General features: G+C 68.1%; 16 protein-coding genes. 12 read left to right on the top strand and 4 right to left on the bottom strand.

The window, feature by feature from the left end; all coding sequences use genetic code 11:
- Positions 1 to 25: 25 nt before the first annotated feature.
- Positions 26 to 685, bottom strand: coding sequence for a TetR/AcrR family transcriptional regulator (locus CVA01_RS03335; RefSeq protein ID WP_141328633.1), 660 nt, complete (start codon positions 683 to 685; stop codon positions 26 to 28).
- A 40-nt stretch (positions 686 to 725) separates the two neighbouring features.
- On the opposite strand from CVA01_RS03335, the gene CVA01_RS03330 reads away from it, so the two are divergent.
- From CVA01_RS03330 to CVA01_RS03300, 7 genes are all read left to right on the top strand, one after another.
- Positions 726 to 1454: a histidine phosphatase family protein gene (locus CVA01_RS03330; RefSeq protein ID WP_170209680.1), complete on the top strand. Its 729-nt coding sequence runs from the start codon at positions 726 to 728 to the stop codon at positions 1452 to 1454.
- 75 nt (positions 1455 to 1529) lie between these two features.
- Positions 1530 to 3146 carry an AMP-binding protein gene (locus tag CVA01_RS03325; protein ID WP_141328629.1) on the top strand — a complete coding sequence of 539 codons (1617 nt, stop codon included), beginning with the start codon at positions 1530 to 1532 and terminating at the stop codon, positions 3144 to 3146.
- A 167-nt stretch (positions 3147 to 3313) separates the two neighbouring features.
- Entirely contained in the window at positions 3314 to 3823 is a 510-nt protein-coding gene (locus tag CVA01_RS03320) for a DUF1648 domain-containing protein (protein WP_244938119.1), read from the top strand.
- Between the two features lie 67 nt (positions 3824 to 3890).
- A complete protein-coding gene (locus CVA01_RS03315; protein WP_141328627.1) occupies positions 3891 to 4694 on the top strand; it encodes a tyrosine-protein phosphatase in 804 nt (267 codons plus the stop codon).
- 159 nt (positions 4695 to 4853) lie between these two features.
- Positions 4854 to 5357, top strand: a complete 504-nt coding sequence (locus CVA01_RS03310; RefSeq protein ID WP_141328625.1) for a GNAT family N-acetyltransferase — start codon at positions 4854 to 4856, stop codon at positions 5355 to 5357.
- Between the two features lie 26 nt (positions 5358 to 5383).
- Positions 5384 to 5563, top strand: a complete 180-nt coding sequence (locus CVA01_RS03305) for a hypothetical protein (protein WP_218024557.1) — start codon at positions 5384 to 5386, stop codon at positions 5561 to 5563.
- Between the two features lie 135 nt (positions 5564 to 5698).
- The gene (locus CVA01_RS03300) at positions 5699 to 6919 is read left to right on the top strand and encodes a putative sulfate exporter family transporter (RefSeq protein ID WP_141328623.1); all 1221 of its coding nucleotides are present in this window, start codon (positions 5699 to 5701) and stop codon (positions 6917 to 6919) included.
- Here the strand turns inward: CVA01_RS03300 and CVA01_RS03295 are convergent, their stop codons facing one another.
- Positions 6920 to 7354: a PAS domain-containing protein gene (locus CVA01_RS03295; protein WP_141328621.1), complete on the bottom strand. Its 435-nt coding sequence runs from the start codon at positions 7352 to 7354 to the stop codon at positions 6920 to 6922.
- A gap of 102 nt (positions 7355 to 7456) precedes the next feature.
- Positions 7457 to 9805, bottom strand: coding sequence for a 5-methyltetrahydropteroyltriglutamate--homocysteine S-methyltransferase (gene metE / locus CVA01_RS03290; RefSeq protein WP_141328619.1), 2349 nt, complete (start codon positions 9803 to 9805; stop codon positions 7457 to 7459).
- A 540-nt stretch (positions 9806 to 10345) separates the two neighbouring features.
- On the opposite strand from metE, the gene CVA01_RS03285 reads away from it, so the two are divergent.
- The 4 genes from CVA01_RS03285 to CVA01_RS03270 are packed head-to-tail and all read left to right on the top strand — an operon-like array spanning position 10346 to position 13366.
- Positions 10346 to 11104 carry an ECF transporter S component gene (locus CVA01_RS03285; RefSeq protein WP_141328617.1) on the top strand — a complete coding sequence of 253 codons (759 nt, stop codon included), beginning with the start codon at positions 10346 to 10348 and terminating at the stop codon, positions 11102 to 11104.
- Positions 11101 to 11754 (top strand): energy-coupling factor transporter transmembrane component T family protein, encoded by a 654-nt coding sequence (locus CVA01_RS03280; protein WP_041629766.1) that lies wholly within the window; start codon positions 11101 to 11103, stop codon positions 11752 to 11754. Before CVA01_RS03285 ends, CVA01_RS03280 begins: the two co-directional genes overlap by 4 nt.
- Positions 11755 to 11810: 56 nt before the next feature.
- On the top strand, positions 11811 to 12233 hold the full coding sequence (locus CVA01_RS03275; RefSeq protein WP_141328615.1) for an OsmC family peroxiredoxin: 423 nt from the start codon (positions 11811 to 11813) through the stop codon (positions 12231 to 12233).
- Positions 12230 to 13366 (top strand): ATP-binding cassette domain-containing protein, encoded by a 1137-nt coding sequence (locus CVA01_RS03270; protein WP_141328613.1) that lies wholly within the window; start codon positions 12230 to 12232, stop codon positions 13364 to 13366. Before CVA01_RS03275 ends, CVA01_RS03270 begins: the two co-directional genes overlap by 4 nt.
- Before the next feature lie 103 nt (positions 13367 to 13469).
- Here CVA01_RS03270 and CVA01_RS03265 read toward each other — a convergent pair whose 3' ends face one another.
- Positions 13470 to 13925, bottom strand: a complete 456-nt coding sequence (locus tag CVA01_RS03265) for an Hsp20/alpha crystallin family protein (protein WP_014008974.1) — start codon at positions 13923 to 13925, stop codon at positions 13470 to 13472.
- Between the two features lie 221 nt (positions 13926 to 14146).
- Here CVA01_RS03265 and purT point away from each other — a divergent pair, with 221 nt between their 5' ends.
- Positions 14147 to 15358 carry a formate-dependent phosphoribosylglycinamide formyltransferase gene (gene purT / locus CVA01_RS03260; protein WP_014008975.1) on the top strand — a complete coding sequence of 404 codons (1212 nt, stop codon included), beginning with the start codon at positions 14147 to 14149 and terminating at the stop codon, positions 15356 to 15358.
- Positions 15359 to 15446 lie beyond the last annotated feature (88 nt).

Genomic DNA, 15446 nt, shown 5'->3' with positions numbered 1-15446 from the left:
CGACCAACCTAACATGAACTGTGATTCAGTTCACCGGGAGTCCGAGAGTTCCGAGCCAGATGCGGTCCGCGGTGGCGCACAGCCGCTCGAAGACGTCGTCGGTGTCGGGGTACCTGCCGTCGACCCAGACGATGTACGCCATCCGCGACACGGCGGCGGACAGTGCCATCGCGGTCATTTCCGGGTCCTCCACCGTGATCGCGCCTTCCGTGGTCAGGCGCTCCAGCGCGCGGGCGTTGCGGTCGATGAACCCGTCCGCACGCAGCAGCCGCTGCCGACTGAAGTTCTCGTCGGCCTGGGCCACCTGCTCCATGAGCGCCATGATCGACCGGTTCTTCCGGTAGGACGCCAGGTACGCGCGGTTGGTCGCACTGATCTGATCGGCGGGGGTGAGACGTGCACCCCCGGCCCCGGTGCTCCGGTCGGGTCGTTGGTCCTGGTGGCCCGCCGAGCGCATCTCGTTCTCCACGTCGGCGAGAACCGCGGCGAGCAGGGCGTCCCGGTCGGCGAAGTAGGTGTAGAGCGTGCCCACCGAGCAGCCGGCCTCGGTGGCCACTCCGGTGAGTTTCGCGTCGTGGTAGCCGTCGCGGAGGAACACCGTCCGCGCGGCGGCGAGGATCCCCTCGCGGCGGCGCTCGGCGCGGGCTTCGCGGTCGGAGGATGTGGTGTTACCTGAGTCACTCATGGGGCAGATCGTATACGCTGGCCGCATCGAAAGGAGATTCATGTCCGCTATTTACCTGGTCAGGCACGGGCAGGCCGGGCAGAACGCCCTGGACAACGCCTCCGACGGAGGCTTTGAGGAAGCCTATGACCGACTGAGTGACCTGGGGAGACACCAGGCGGAGACCGTCGGACGTGCCCTGGCACGCAGGGTCCCCGCCCACACCCCGGTCATCCACGGTCCCCTGGTCAGGCAGCGGGACACCGCCGCCGCCGTCGCCGCCGCCCTGGATTCCGTCACGCCCACCGTCGACGACGCCTGGAAGGAGATCCGCTTCGGCGACATCCTCACCCCCTGGTTCCGGGAGAACCCGGGCCATACCGAGGCACTGAAGCGGGCGAAGGCCGGCAAGCTGCCCCGCGCCCAGGTTGACGAGGTCAACCGGGCGCTCACGGACGCGATCGACGAGTGGACGACCGGACCCGAGTTCGGGGACTTCCGGCAGACCGTCCGGACCGGACTCTTCGCCGCCGCCGACCTGGCGTTGGATGCCGATTCCGTGGTGGTCGTGAGCTCGGGTGGTCCGATCGCGGCCTGTGTCGCCGAGACACTGCCCGGGGCGTCCTGGAGTGACCTGATCTCCACCGTGCTCAATGCGTCGGTGACGGTGCTGGGGGTGAAGCCCGGGGTCGACGGGGCGCCCCGGCTGTCACTGCGGTCGCTCAATGAGCACGCCCATCTGGATGGCCTGGACGCGGAAGGACGGCATCCGCTGCGGACCTTCGGCTGACGGAGCCGGCCCAAGGGGCTAGTCTCGTTTCAAAACTGAAACGCGCCAACCGTGCCCGACGCCCGAGGAGCCCCTGTGCCAGTCCCCAGTCCCCACCGCACCATCGAGATTCCCGAGGTCAGCGTCTATGACGTGCTGTTCGCAGGCCTGACTCCCGAGGAAGAAGGTCGGGTCGCCGTCACCGACTCGGCCACCGGATCGGTGACCACCTACGGTGAACTCCGCGACCAGGTGGACGCCTTCGCCGGGGCACTGGCCCACCGAGGACTCGGCGTCGGCGATGTCGTGGCGCTCCACGCCCCGAACTCCCTGGCCTTCGTCGTGACCTTCCACGGGATCATGCGGGCCGGGGCGACCGTCACCACCGTCGGTGCCCTCGGCACCGCCCAGGACATCGCCAAGCAGGTCACCGCGTCCGGGGCGTCCCTCATGCTCACCGTCGGTGCGCTCGGGACCGCCGGTGTCGAGGGAGCGAAGGACGCCGGACTCGCCGAGGACGCCGTCATCGACCTCGCCGATGAGGCGAACGGACTGGCGTCCCTGCTGGCGGAGGGTCATGCCGCACCGGAGGTGGCGTTCGACCCGGCCACCCACATCGCGGTACTGCCGTTCTCCTCCGGCACGACGGGCGTCCCCAAGGGCGTGGAGCTCAGCCACCGGAACCTGGTCGCGAATATCGTCCAGTGTGGTCCGCTGCTCATGGCCAACGGTCAGACGCCGGACTCCACGATCATGTGCGTGCTGCCGTTCTTCCACATCTACGGGATGAACGTGCTGCTCAACACCTCGCTGTACAACCGGCTGCACATCGTCACCATGCCGGCCTTCGACCTGCCGCGGTTCCTGGAACTGCACCAGGTCCACGACATCGACTTCACCTTCGTCGCCCCGCCGATCGCCGTGGTGCTGGCCAAGCACCCGCTGGTCGACCAGTACGGCATCTCCTCGCTGACCACCGTGCTCTCCGGTGCGGCGGCGCTCGACGAGAAGCTCGCCGATGCGGTCCAGAAGCGGCTCGGGGTCGCTGTGCTGCAGGGCTTCGGGATGACCGAGGCGTCCCCGGTGACGCACGTGTCCACCCGCGGTGAGACTCCGCTGGCATCCATCGGCCTGCCGGTCGCGAACACGGAGTGCAAGGTCGTTGACCTCACCGATGCGGACTTCGCCGAGATTCTGCCGCCGGGCAACGAGGGGGAGCGGTCCGACGCCGGCGAGATGTGGATCCGAGGTCCGCAGGTCATGCTGGGCTACCTCAACAACGAGGAGGCCACCGAGGTCACGCTCATGCGCGACGGCTGGCTGCGTACCGGTGACATCGTCCAGTACGACCACGAGGGCAACGTGTACGTCGTCGACCGGTCGAAGGAGCTCATCAAGTACAAGGGCTACCAGGTCGCGCCGGCGGAACTCGAGGCGCTGCTGATGAGCCACGAAGCCATCGCGGACGCCGCGGTCGTCGGCTACCGCAGGGAGTCTGACGGTGAGGAGGTACCGAGGGCGTTCGTCGTGCCGCAGGTCGGTCTGGACGGCAATGTACTGGAGATCGACAAGGAGGAGCTGATGGTGTGGGTGGCGCAGCGGGTCGCACCGTACAAGAAGATCCGGATGGTCGAGTTCACGGACGTCATCCCGAAGTCCGGCACCGGCAAGATCCTGCGTAAGGACCTGCGGGACGTACCGCTGAGTGCTTAGCTTGCTTCTCCCTTCCGCCGATGTCGGCATCTTGGGATCGCAGGATGGTTTTGCGCTGGATTTCCATCCTCAGACCCCAAGATGCCGACATTGCGGGGAGCCCGGGCGGTCCGGAGGCAGCCGTCAGACAGCCATTGACCTCCTATCCCCCCTGCTAGCCTGAGAATATGGCGAGCGGAGCAGCGGCGAAAGTGAAGAACGGGTCCGGGCGCCCGGAGCGGACGCACACCACCGGGCCGGTCACTGTATGGCTCCGCCGACTGGTCCTGGTAGCCACCGCAGCCGTCACCGTGTGGGTGCTCGTCCGCTACCCGGGCATGCCGGACACGGTGCCCGTCCACTTCGGCACCGGTGGGGACGCCGACGACTGGGGATCGAAGTCGACGATCCTGTGGCTCTCGTTGATCATGCTGGCGTGCATCGGTGGATGTCACTGGCTCTCATCGCGCCCACGGATCTTCAACTATCCGAAGGAGTTCACGGAGGGCAACGCCCAGGCGATGTACCGCGTCGGTGAACAGATGATGGTCTGGCTGAATGCCGGGCTGGTGGTCTGTTACCTCGGCATCGCTGCCGGCATGCTCACCGACATCAACATCCTGGTCATTCTTCTGCCCGGCCTGGTCCTCCTGCTCGGCGGAACGGTCGTGGGCATCGTGAAGATGGTCCGCGCCTGAGCGGCATCTCTGTCGTGCACCCGGGTAGGCTCCGGACCCAGTGCCTGATTCCCGAGAGAGGACGCCGATGGACATCCCCGGACTCCCCAATTTCCGTGACCTCGGTGGTCACCGCACCGGCCACGGCACGGTCATCGCGCCGGGGGTGCTGTTCCGCTCCGTCGACCTGAGTCGACTGGAACCCGCCGGTGGTGACGCTCTCGGTGACCTCGGCATCCGCCGCGTCATTGACCTGCGCACCACCGCCGAGATCGAGAAGCATCCTGACCTGCTCCCGGACGGGATGACCACTGTCCACCTCGACGTCCTGGCTGATTCCGGCGCAACGACGGGCGCACAGTTGGCGAAAGTGCTGGCCGATCCCCGTCGCCTCACCGAGATTCTCGGTGGTGGTGCGGCAGTGGAGCGGATGACCGGCACCTACCGGAACATCGTGACCCTGCCGAGTGCCCTGCGCAGCTACCGGGAACTGTTCCTCGGGATCGCCGGACCTGCCGAGGTCACCGGACATGACGTGGACACCGGTGGCGTCCTCTTCCACTGCACGACCGGCAAGGACCGCACCGGCTGGGCCGCGGCGTCCCTGATGCTGCTGCTCGGGGTGGACGAGGACGCCGTCACCGAGGACTACCTGCGCACCAACACAGACCTGCTGCCCGCACTGCAGCCGGTGCTCGACCGTTTCGCTGAGCAGGGCGGGGATCCCGACGCACTGCTGCCCGTGCTGGGCGTGCGGGAGGAGTACCTGCGTACCGCTCTCGCCGAGGTCGACACCCTGTTCGGCGGCATCCGCGGGTACGCCACCGACGGTCTGGGACTGACGGAGCAGGACCTGGACCGGTTGACTGCCGCCGTCACTGTGGGCGTCTGACGTCTCTACCTGCTCCTCTCCCGCCTCTTGTCGGTTGACGTCCCGCGAGGCCGACCAGAGCACATCATTCACCGTGAGAAAGTATAAAAAGTACAAAGGGTATAAAACACGCAAAAGCCCGCCGCTGCTCCCACTCGCGCCACGCGTAGCATCAGCCACATGACTGCCCCCACCACCCTCCTCGACGGCGCTGTCGTGCGCCGCGCCCGCCCGGCCGACGTCCCCGGCATCCTCGACTGCATCCGTGCCCTCGCCGTCTACGAGAAGGAGCCGGACGCGGTGGAGAACACCGAGGAGATGCTCACGAAAACCCTCTTCGGGGAGACCCCGCAGGCCTTCGCGCATGTGGTGGAGCAGGGCGGCCAGATCCGCGGGATCGCCCTGTGGTTCCTCTCCTACTCCACCTGGACCGGACGCCACGGCATCTGGCTGGAGGACCTCTATGTCCACCAGGAATACCGTGGACACGGCTACGGTACCGCACTGCTGAAAGCACTCGCCGGGATCTGCGTCGACCGTGGCTACACCCGCCTGGAGTGGACGGTGCTGGACTGGAACGAGCCGTCCATCGCCTTCTACCGGTCGATCGGTGCAGCGCCGCAGGACGAATGGACCACGCAGCGTCTCGTCGGCGAGAACCTCGCCAACCTCGCAGGACGCTGACGTCCATGTAGGTCAAGGCCCCCGCGATGTCCCCGTCGGACACCCCGTACGCCGAGGTACTCGACCGCGTCACCGGCCCGCACCGTGCGACGACCGGCTGTCTGCACATCACCCGTCTCGCCAAGGTGGACGTCGGCGTCCTGCGCACTCTCGTCGAACGCACGGTGCGGGTCGCCAGAGCGGTGGACGCGGCCATCGACCGCTGACCCCGGAGCAGCCGCAGCCCGCAGTGGGCGACTTTTCAGGCTGAATGGAACTCTCGTGTGCCGCGCCAGGCGCAGGGAAAGGTGATTCCCGGTTAGAGACAGTTCGGTCTGTTTCGAGTCCCGGGTAGGAACCCTGTGGGCGAATTCCTCGATGCGCGGTGGCAGGACATCCTCTTCCGCTCCTATCAACACACGAGTCTGGTCGTCCAGGCGATCATCCTGGCGACCGTGATCGCGCTGGCGCTCGCCGTCCTGGTGACCAACTACCGGCCCCTGGCACCGGTGGCCAACGCCCTGCCCGCGATCGGTCTGACCAATCCGGGGCTCGCCCTCCTCGGCCTGATGATCCCACTCGTCGGCATCGGCACCCTGCCCTCGGTGATCATCGTCGTGTTCTACGCTGTCCTGCCGATTCTGCGTAACGCGGTGGTCGGTCTCCAGGCGGTCTCACCTGACCTGGTCGAGGCTGCCCGGGGACAGGGCATGAGTTCGGTGGCGGTCTTCTTCCGCGTCCGCCTTCCTCTCGCCTGGCCGGTCATCATCACGGGAATCCGCGTGTCCGCACACATGTCCATGGGGGTGGCGGCCATCGCCGCCTACGCTCTGGGCCCCGGACTCGGCAGTTACATCTACACCGGCCTCAGCCAGATCGGCAACGCCAACGCACTCAACTACGCCCTGGCCTCCTCGGCGGTCTCGATCTGCGGCGTGAGCGCGGCGATCGCCGCCGCCGGCGCGGTGAAAGCGAAGAAGGAACACCTCGCCTACACAGCCACGATGGTCATCGCCTTCGAGTTGCCCTCGATCTCCATCCTGCCCTGGTTGGCTGACCTGTTGGGGCTGTCCCCGGCGGTGGCGGGTGTATGGATCGGCGGCAACATCGACACCACGGCTGCTGTCTCGGCGGCCGGTGCACCGGCGGGGGAGGACTCGCTGCAGATCGCATCGATCGTCAAGGTCACCCAGAACGCCCTGATCGGTGTGGTCGCGGTCGCGCTCACCGCCTGGTTCGCTCTCAGGGTGGAGCGCGATGAGAGTGCTCCCAGGATCAGGGCCATCGACTTCTGGCACCGGTTCCCCAAGTTCGTCCTGGGGTTCATCGCAGCGTCGGTCGCCGTGACCGTCGCGGCGGAGTTCCTGTCGGAGGCGGACCTCGATGGTGTCGACAGTGCGGTGAAGGGTTTCCGGGACTACTTCCTGACTCTCGCCTTCGTCTCGGTCGGTCTCGAGTTCGAGGCGAAGGCGTTGCGGGAGGCAGGGATGAAGCCTGTAGCGGTCTTCGCTGCGGCCACCCTGTTCAACATCGTGCTCGGGCTGGCGCTCGCCACACTGCTGTTCAGCAACTTCGAGGTCTGATCAGCTGCCCTGCCCGGCGAGCTGACTCTCCAGCTCCCGGACCCGGCGCTTGAGCTCCCTGTCCTTCTCCCACCGTGCCGTGACGTCACGGAGCACGGCGGCCACACCCTCGACGCGACCCTCGGCGTCCTTCAGCATGACGATGGAGAACTCCAGGGAGACGCGGGTTCCGTCCTTCCGGACGCCAGGGGCGGTCAACGGTTCCCGGCCGTACCTGGTCACGCCGGTCTCCATGACCCGGTCCCAACCGGTCCAGTGGGCGCCCCGCATCTTCTCCGGGATGATGAGTTCCAGCGACTGGCCGACCGCGTCCTCGGCGGACCAGCCGAACATGTGGACCGCGGCGTCGTTCCACAGCCGGATGGTCCCGGAATGGTCGGCGTAGACCACCGCGTCGAGCGTGGAGCCGGTGATGATGCGGTCGGCGAGTGACATGACTACCTCCAGTGTGTTGCGTCACACTCCACGCTACGCGCTGACCTGCCCGAAGACGACGAAGAACCCCACCGGAAGCGGTGGGGTTCTGCCGAACGGCCGTTACGCGTTGACGGACGCGCGGGCCTTCTGCGCGGCGGCGACGAGCACCTTCAGCGCGGCGGTGGTCTCTTCCCAACCGCGGGTCTTCAGACCGCAGTCCGGGTTGACCCACAACTGACGGGCCGGCACGGCCTCGAGGGCGTCGGCGAGCTGCTTGTCGACCTCGGCCTGCTCCGGGACGCGCGGGGAGTGGATGTCCCAGACGCCCGGGCCGACGGCCAGCTCGAAGCCGGAGTCCTTGAGGGCGTGCAGCACCTGCATGCCGTTACGGGAGGCCTCGATGGAGGTGACGTCGCCGTCCAGGTCCGCAATGGTGCCGATGAGCTCGTTGAACTCGGAGTAGCACATGTGGGTGTGGATCTGGGTGACGTCCTCGACACCGGAGGTGGCCAGGCGGAAGGATCCGACGGACCACTCCAGGTAGTACGGCTGCTGGGCGCGGCGCAGCGGCAGCAGCTCACGCAGTGCGGCCTCGTCGACCTGGACGATCTTCGCACCGGCGTCCACCAGGTCGTCGATCTCGTCGCGCAGGGCCAGGGCGACCTGGTCGGCGGTCTCGCCGAGCGGCTGGTCGTCGCGGACGAAGGCCCAGGCCAGCATGGTCACCGGACCGGTCAGCATGCCCTTGACGATCTTGTCGGTGAAGGACTGCGCGATCTTGTACCACTCGACGGTCATGGCCTTCGGGCGGGTGACGTCACCGAACAGGATCGGCGGACGGACGCACCGGGAGCCGTAGGACTGGACCCACGCCAGATCGGTGGAGTGGTAGCCCTCGAGCTGCTCGGAGAAGTACTGCACCATGTCGTTGCGCTCGGGCTCACCGTGGACGAGCACGTCGAGGCCCAGGGCCTCCTGACGGTCGATGACGTCCTTGACCTCGGCGACCATCGCGTCGTGGTACTGCTCGGCAGTGAACTCACCGGAGCGCAGCTTGGCGCGGGCACCACGGATCTCGGTGGTCTGCGGGAAAGAACCGATGGTGGTGGTCGGCAGCGGCGGGAGGTTCAGCTCGCGCTCCTGGACCTCACGACGCTGGTCGAAGGGATTGCGGTGGCGGTCGGCCTCGGTGATGGCGGCGGTGCGCTGACGCAGCGCGGCGTTGCGGGTGCGCTCCGAGTTCTTGCGGGACGCCACGGCGGCGTGGGCCTCGGCGACGGCGGCGTCGTCACCCTCGGACTCCTCGCCACGCAGGGCGCGGTCCAGCAGGGCGACCTCGGCGATCTTCTCGGCGCCGAAGGCGAGCCAGCTGCGCAGCTCGGGATCGTTGTCGAGGCTGGTCTCCTGGGCCAGGGAGTAGGGGACGTGCAGCAGGGACGCGCTGGTGGAGACGCCAACCGGGCCGCGGGCGGCGAGGGCCTTGAGGGTCTCCAGGGCGCGGGCCAGGTCGGTGCGCCAGATGTTGCGGCCGTCGACGACACCGGCGAGCAGCTGCTCGGCACCGGTCCAGGACGGGAGCAGGTCGGCGTCGGCGATGTTGGTCTCGTCGGCCTGACGCTCATCGGTGCGGCCGGTGACCAGGTCGACACCGAAGGCGGCGATGCCGGTGCCGGTGAGGGTCTTGATGGCGAGGTCGCCGTCACCGAAGTAGGTCTGCAGCAGGATGTTCAGGTCGGTCGCGGCGGCGAGCTTCCCGTAGCCCGCGCGGGTGCGGGCCAGGAGGTCAGCCTTGCGGTCCTCGTCGGCGTCGACGTCGGTGACCAGGTAGGGCTCGTCGAACTGGACCCAGGCGGCGCCGCGCTCGGCGATGCGGGGGAGCAGGCGGGCGTAGGCGTCGAAGACCTCTTCGAGGTGGGTCAGCGCGTCGGAGCCGTCGGTGGTGCGGGCCAGGGCCAGGTAGGTCAGCGGGCCGATGAGGACCGGGCGGGCGGCGGTGCCGCGGGTGATCTGGTCGTGGAGGTCGGCGAGCAGGGCGGCGTCATCGAGACGGAACTCGGTGTCCGCGGCCAGCTCGGGGACGATGTAGTGGTAGTTGGTGTCGAACCACTTGGTCATGGCGGATGCCGGGAGCTCGGCGGTACCGCGGGCGGCGGCGAAGAGACGGTCGACGAAGGCGGGCAGGCCGTCGTTGTCGTGGTCGTCGATGTCGGCGACGCGGGCCGGCAGGGCGCCCAGCAGGGCGGAGGTGTCGAGCATGGCGTCGTAGAAGCTGCGGCCGATGGTCGGGACGGAGTCCAGGCCGGCGGCGGTGAGCTGGTCGGCCTGCTGGTTGACCAGCTGGGTGGCGACGGTGGCGAGGTTGCGCCCGGTGGAGGCGTCCTTCCAGTAGGTCTCCAGGGCCCTCTTGAGCTCGCGCTTCGGGCCGATGCGCGGAACCCCGGCGACGGTGGCGTTGATCTGTGCGGTCACTTGTGATCCTTCACGTGTGGTTGAACGGGTCTCGCCGTCGATACGTGAGTCACATGCGTGCCGTGTCCGTGACTGCCCGCCCCCGGGGTTCGCACTGGGTATGCGAAAGCCCCGGGAATGGTCTGGTGAAACAGGCCTGCATGCTGCGGTAATCAGGTCCGTGGGGGCCTGCCCGCAGGTTCCGCCTCGTCCGGGGCTCCAGGAGGGGAACTTCGACTCTCGTCGACTGCTTGGTGCCCAAGAGAACCAGTAGACCGCTTGGTCTGTCAAGTTCGCCTGCCGCCCATTCCGGAAGATTTCTGCGAAGGCACAGGTCAGTGGGGGTAACGGTGAATCGACTTAACCGGTCCAGAGACGGCGGCCGGCGGCGTCCAGGTGGTTGCGACTGCCCACCGGTCGCCGCCGCCTTGCCCTGGTGACCCGCACTCGGCAGAATGAGCACGTCAACACAGCAGCGCGGCGTCCCCGAGGTGACATAGGGGAGCGCCGCACCGGCGCCCTGCGCCGGAAACCCCGTCGTAGAACCCAGGAAGCCCACCTGTGCGCCCTCTGTCACGTCCTGTCCGCATCACGCTGATCAGCATCAGCGTGGCCCTGTTCGTCATCACCTGGCTCTGGCTCGTCCTCAGCCAGCCGGACGACTCCGACTTCTCCTCCGTCGCGGACTCCCGCTCCACGGCCATCGCCCTCGTCGGTTTCCTGGTTCCCACGATCCTCTCCCTGATCGCGGTGGTCCCCACCCTGCCGGTGCGTACCCTGAGCATCATCCCGGTTGCCCTGGTGCTCAATATCGTCGTCGGCCAGGTCGTCGGCACGATGGGTCTGCCCCTGCCGCTCTACCTGGACTCCTTCGGCACTGTCCTCGTCGCCGTGCTCGCCGGTCCCGCCGCGGGTCTGGCCACCGGCGGTCTCTCGTCCCTCGTCTGGGGCGCGTTCAACCCGACGATCATCTGCTTCGCCGCCGGCTACGCGATGATGGGCTTCGCCGTCGGCCTGATCCGTCAGCTGTGGAAGTCCTCCTGGTGGAAGGTCGTCATCACCGGCCTGGTCCTCGGTTTCCTCTCCGGCCTGGTCTCCGCACCGGTCGCGAACTTCATCTTCGGCGGCACCGCGGGCACCGGCACCGGCCTGCTCGTCTCCGGCTACGAATCCCTCGGTTTCTCCAATACCAGCGCCGTTTTCCTGCAGTCCTGGACCTCCGACCCGATCGACAAGGTCATCATCTTCCTGCTGGTCTTCGCGGTCTACCGTGCCCTCCCGTTGCGAACCCGACGCACCTTCGATCCGGCGGACGTATGAATCCCCTCACCCCGCTGACCGCCGCGATCTGCGCGGTCGTCGTGGTCATGGTCGCCCATGAACCCGTGGTCAGCGGCATCTTCCTCATCGCCGCCGCAGTGATGGCCCTGTGTGCAGGACGCCGCCACCGCCGCGCCCTGCTCGCCGCCCTGGTGATCTCCGTGCCGGCGACGGTCTCCTACGCGTTGATCTACGTTCCCTTCGCCGACGACGGCTGGGCCACCACCGGCGACCTCTCACTGCGTTTCGCCGCGATGACGGTCTCCGGCCTGCTGCTGCTCTCCTTCGTCAACGCCGACGATCTCATGCGTGACCTGCAGCTGCGCATCCCCGCCCCGCTGGTCTACATGGTCGGCTCGGTGGTGCGCCTGCTCCCCATGGCGCAGCACCGCTGGCGGACGATCCGTCAGGTCCAGCTCAGCCGTGGCGTCCCCGATAGCTGGCGTGCCCGGACGTCCTGCGTCCTCCCGCTGGTCGTCGGTCTGGTGGTGGACGCCGGCAACCGCGCCCGCCCGCTGCAGCGCACCGGCATCGGGGAGACGGGGACACGCACCGTGCTCGTCCCGGTCGCCGACCCGCCGGTCCAACGGATCGGCCGGTGGCTGCTCATCGTGGCGTCCGTCCTCGCCGCTGTCCTCGCGGTGATGTGACGCGTACCCTGGTCAGGGTACGTAACCACCGAGAACACCACAGAGGGAGACAGATCATGGCAACTGTCAGCAAGGCCAGCGCACACTGGGAAGGCGACCTGTTCAACGGCTCCGGCAAGGCCAGCCTGGACACGTCGAAGATCGCCACCGTCGACATCAACTGGAAGGCCCGCACCGAGGCCACCGGCGGCACAACCAACCCCGAGGAACTCCTCGGCGCCGCCCTGGCGTCCTGCTACCTCATGCAGCTGTCCAACGGACTCGCCGAGGACGGCCACCCGGCCGACACCCTCGATGCCCGGGCAGCCGTCACCTTCGACCCGGACAAGGGCGGGATCACCGGCATCACCCTCATCGTCAGCGGTGAGGTCCCCGGTCTCGACGACGACGCGCTCCGTGAGAAGGCCCGCTGGGCCAAGGAGACCTGCCCGGTCTCCAATGCGCTGAAGTCCGTGCCCAAGGAGATCCGCTTCGAGTGAGCTACATCTGGGGGACCTCGGGCTCAGGCCTGTCCGAGCACGCCTGGGCCGCGGCCGAGTCGTCCGGCGCCGCGTGGGTCGGGAATGACGCCGCAGCGCACATCACCCTGCTGCGCCCGACCGTCCGCGAGGAGCTCGCCTTCGGGATGGAGCAGCAGGGGGTTCCCCGCGAGGTCATGGCGTCCCGCATCGACGACGCCGTGGACCTCTGGGGGCTGGGGGAGATCATCGACCGGGACCCGTCGCGACTGTCCACCGGGCAGACGCGCCGGGTCGCTGTCGCGGCGGCACTGCTGCGCGACCCCGGGGCGCTGGTCCTCGACTGTCCGACCGACGGGCTGGACGCTGCGGCAGTGGACACGCTGGTGGAGACCCTGGGCCGGTTCGCCGGGGACGTGACCGTCTACGACCGGGTCGCCACACCACTGGCGGTCCTGGCTGACGAGCAGTTCGCTCTGGTCGACGGAACACTGACGCCTGCCCCGGCACCGGGACCGGAGCTGCCGGAGATGACACCGGCGTCCCCCGGGGAGCCGGTGCTGGACGCCGGGTTCACCGCAACGAACGGGTCATTCATCCTGGACGCGACGCTGGTCGCCCGCGCCGGGCAGGTCACCCACCTCGCCGGGCCGAACGGCTCAGGCAAGACCACGCTCATGCTCGCCGTGCTCGGGCTGCTCCCGCACACCGGACGCCTGGTCGCGCCGTCATCGCCGACTCCGGGGTGGGCGCCGACCGGGATGGACGCCGCGTTCTCGAAGCGGTCGGTGTTCCGGGAACTCATGGTGGGCACGGATGCCGCCCATGCGCGCGCCGCCCTCGAATGGGTGGGGCTGGAGCAGTGGGCGGACGTCCACCCCCTGGACGTGCCCAGTGCCGCCCGACGGATGGTGGCGGTGGCTGCCGCACTGGTCCGGGGGCCCGAGCTGCTGCTCGTCGATGAGCCGACCGTCGGCCTGGATGCGCCGGGGCACCGCTGGCTCGCCCGCGTCCTGCGGGGCTACGCGGCGGGGGAGTACCACCGCGCTCTCGGGGTGGGGGAGAAACGTCCGGCGGTGCTGTGGACCTGTCACGACGCGGAGTTCGCCGCAGCGGTCAGCGATGTGTCGGTGGAGCTGCGGAACCGGCCCTGAACAGGAAAAAAAGACCCGGCCGCAGTTGTGGGGGCGGCCGGGTCGTTCACTGAGATGTCGTGTGTCTCACCCGGACTATCGGCACCTCGTCAGAGGGTGTTACTTACTCGCCGGCAGGAATTTCGGCGGGGGAGTCACCGCGGTGGGAGACCTCGATGCGGCGGGACTTCGCCCGCTCGGCGACCGGAAGGGTCACGGTGAGCACACCGTCGGCGTAGTCCGCGGAGATCCTGCTGGTGTCCACGGTGTCCCCGACGGCGACCTGGCGGCGGTAGGTGCCGGAGAAGCGCTCGGCAGCGAGCCAGGTGGTGCCGTCGTCCCGCTCGGCGTCCGCCGGGCCGGTGGTCCGTGCCGCGGAGATGGTGAGGAGTCCGTTGTCGATGTCGATGTCGACGGAGTGTGGGTCCACACCCGGGAGGTCGGCGGTGAGGGTGAAGCCCTCCTCGGACTTCGCGAGATCCATCGGCATGAAGCGCGGGGTGCGGTCGGCGGGGGTGCCGAAGAATCCGCGGGCGACATGGTCGAGCGGGGCGAAGGGGTCGAGGCGGAGAGTGCTCATGGTGCTGTCCTGTCTGTCCCGGTAAAACCCGGGACCGTCGGTCGAAGTTGATTACACCACGCTCAACTCTGGCGTCCCCGGATCTATTCCCGACAGGCTGTGACCGGGTGTGGGGAACTATCCCCCGTCGGTGCCCGGAATGTCTGTTTGTTTCGTGGTTGACCAGCCCCTGGGGGTACCGTTCGGGTGACGACAACTGCCACCCTCCTGAAAGGAACACGGTGTACACTCCCGACGCCATCGGCACTCCGGGCGCCGCCAACGCCACGAAAGTCCTCCTCCTGGGTTCCGGTGAACTCGGCCGCGAGGTGACCATCGCCCTGCAGCGGCTCGGCGTGGAGGTACACGCCGTCGACCGGTACACCGGAGCTCCCGCCCAGCGGGTCGCTGACTTCCAGTACACGATCGACATGACCGACCCGCAGGCGGTCCGTGCCCTCGTCGAGCAGGTCCGCCCGGATTTCGTGGTCCCGGAGATCGAGGCCCTGGCCACAGATGCTCTGGCCGAGGTCGAGGACGCAGGGCTGGCCACCGTCGTTCCGACCGCCCGCGCCACCCAGCTCACCATGAACCGTGAAGGCATCCGCACCCTGGCGGACAAGGAGCTCGGCCTGCCGAACTCGCGCCACGTCTTCGCCTCCACCTACGAGGAGTTCGAGGACGGCGTCCGCCAGATCGGTATCCCGTGCGTAGTCAAGCCGGTCATGAGCTCCTCGGGCAAGGGGCAGTCCTACATCCGTGACTCCGAGGAGATCGCCCCGGCGTGGGAGTACGCGATGAGCGGCGGCCGGGTCCGGTCCGAGCGCGTCATCATCGAGCAGTTCGTGCCCTTCGACTACGAGATCACCCTGCTCACCATCCGGTCCGTTGACCCCGCCACCGGCGAGGACGCCACCTGGTTCTGCGAGCCGATCGGCCACCGTCAGCAGCACGGTGACTACGTCGAGTCCTGGCAGCCGGCGCAGATGAGCGAGGAGGCGCTGGGTGCGGCGCGCTCCGTCGCCGCCCGCATCACCGGAGCACTGGGAGGACGCGGCGTCTTCGGTGTGGAACTCTTCATCAAGGGCAATGACGTGTACTTCTCCGAGGTCAGCCCCCGCCCGCACGACACCGGCATGGTGACCATGGGCTCGCAGCGCTTCAGTGAGTTCGACCTGCACGCCCGGGCGATCCTCGGCCTGCCGATCGACACGACCCTGGTCTCCCCGGGTGCCTCTGCGGTGATCTACGGCGGTACGGAGGGTGATGCCCCGTCCTACGCCGGCCTGGCCCAGGCGCTGAACGTGCCGGAGGCGGACGTCCGCATCTTCGGCAAGCCGGTCGCCCATGAGCGTCGTCGTATGGGTGTGGCCTTCACGACCGCCGAGAGCACCGACCTGGCGCGTCAGACGGCCAAGAAGGCGGCGGATGCCGTCTCACTGCACGTGAAGTAGTTTTCTCCCCGGAGACGCCGGGCTGGTCCATGACCGGCCCGGCTTTTCGGCGTCTTCACTGTATTCTCCGGTGCCTGCCCACGGAATT

Source organism: Corynebacterium variabile (assembly GCF_006539825.1).
In the GTDB taxonomy this organism is placed as follows: Bacteria; Actinomycetota; Actinomycetes; order Mycobacteriales; family Mycobacteriaceae; genus Corynebacterium; species Corynebacterium variabile.
Note: the sequence above shows the minus strand (reverse complement) of the source record. Positions and strands in the feature narration are given on the sequence as shown.

What these genes read in the sequence shown, in the direction of transcription:
- CVA01_RS03320 (WP_244938119.1), top strand. Translation starts at nt 3,314, where the DNA reads ATGGCGAGCGGAGCAGCGGCGAAAGTGAAGAACGGGTCCGGGCGCCCG.
- CVA01_RS03310 (WP_141328625.1), top strand. Translation starts at nt 4,854, where the DNA reads ATGACTGCCCCCACCACCCTCCTCGACGGCGCTGTCGTGCGCCGCGCC.
- CVA01_RS03335 (WP_141328633.1), bottom strand. Translation starts at nt 685, where the DNA reads ATGAGTGACTCAGGTAACACCACATCCTCCGACCGCGAAGCCCGCGCC.
- CVA01_RS03330 (WP_170209680.1), top strand. Translation starts at nt 726, where the DNA reads ATGTCCGCTATTTACCTGGTCAGGCACGGGCAGGCCGGGCAGAACGCC.
- CVA01_RS03295 (WP_141328621.1), bottom strand. Translation starts at nt 7,354, where the DNA reads ATGTCACTCGCCGACCGCATCATCACCGGCTCCACGCTCGACGCGGTG.
- CVA01_RS03280 (WP_041629766.1), top strand. Translation starts at nt 11,101, where the DNA reads ATGAATCCCCTCACCCCGCTGACCGCCGCGATCTGCGCGGTCGTCGTG.
- CVA01_RS03305 (WP_218024557.1), top strand. Translation starts at nt 5,384, where the DNA reads ATGTCCCCGTCGGACACCCCGTACGCCGAGGTACTCGACCGCGTCACC.
- CVA01_RS03265 (WP_014008974.1), bottom strand. Translation starts at nt 13,925, where the DNA reads ATGAGCACTCTCCGCCTCGACCCCTTCGCCCCGCTCGACCATGTCGCC.
- CVA01_RS03315 (WP_141328627.1), top strand. Translation starts at nt 3,891, where the DNA reads ATGGACATCCCCGGACTCCCCAATTTCCGTGACCTCGGTGGTCACCGC.
- CVA01_RS03275 (WP_141328615.1), top strand. Translation starts at nt 11,811, where the DNA reads ATGGCAACTGTCAGCAAGGCCAGCGCACACTGGGAAGGCGACCTGTTC.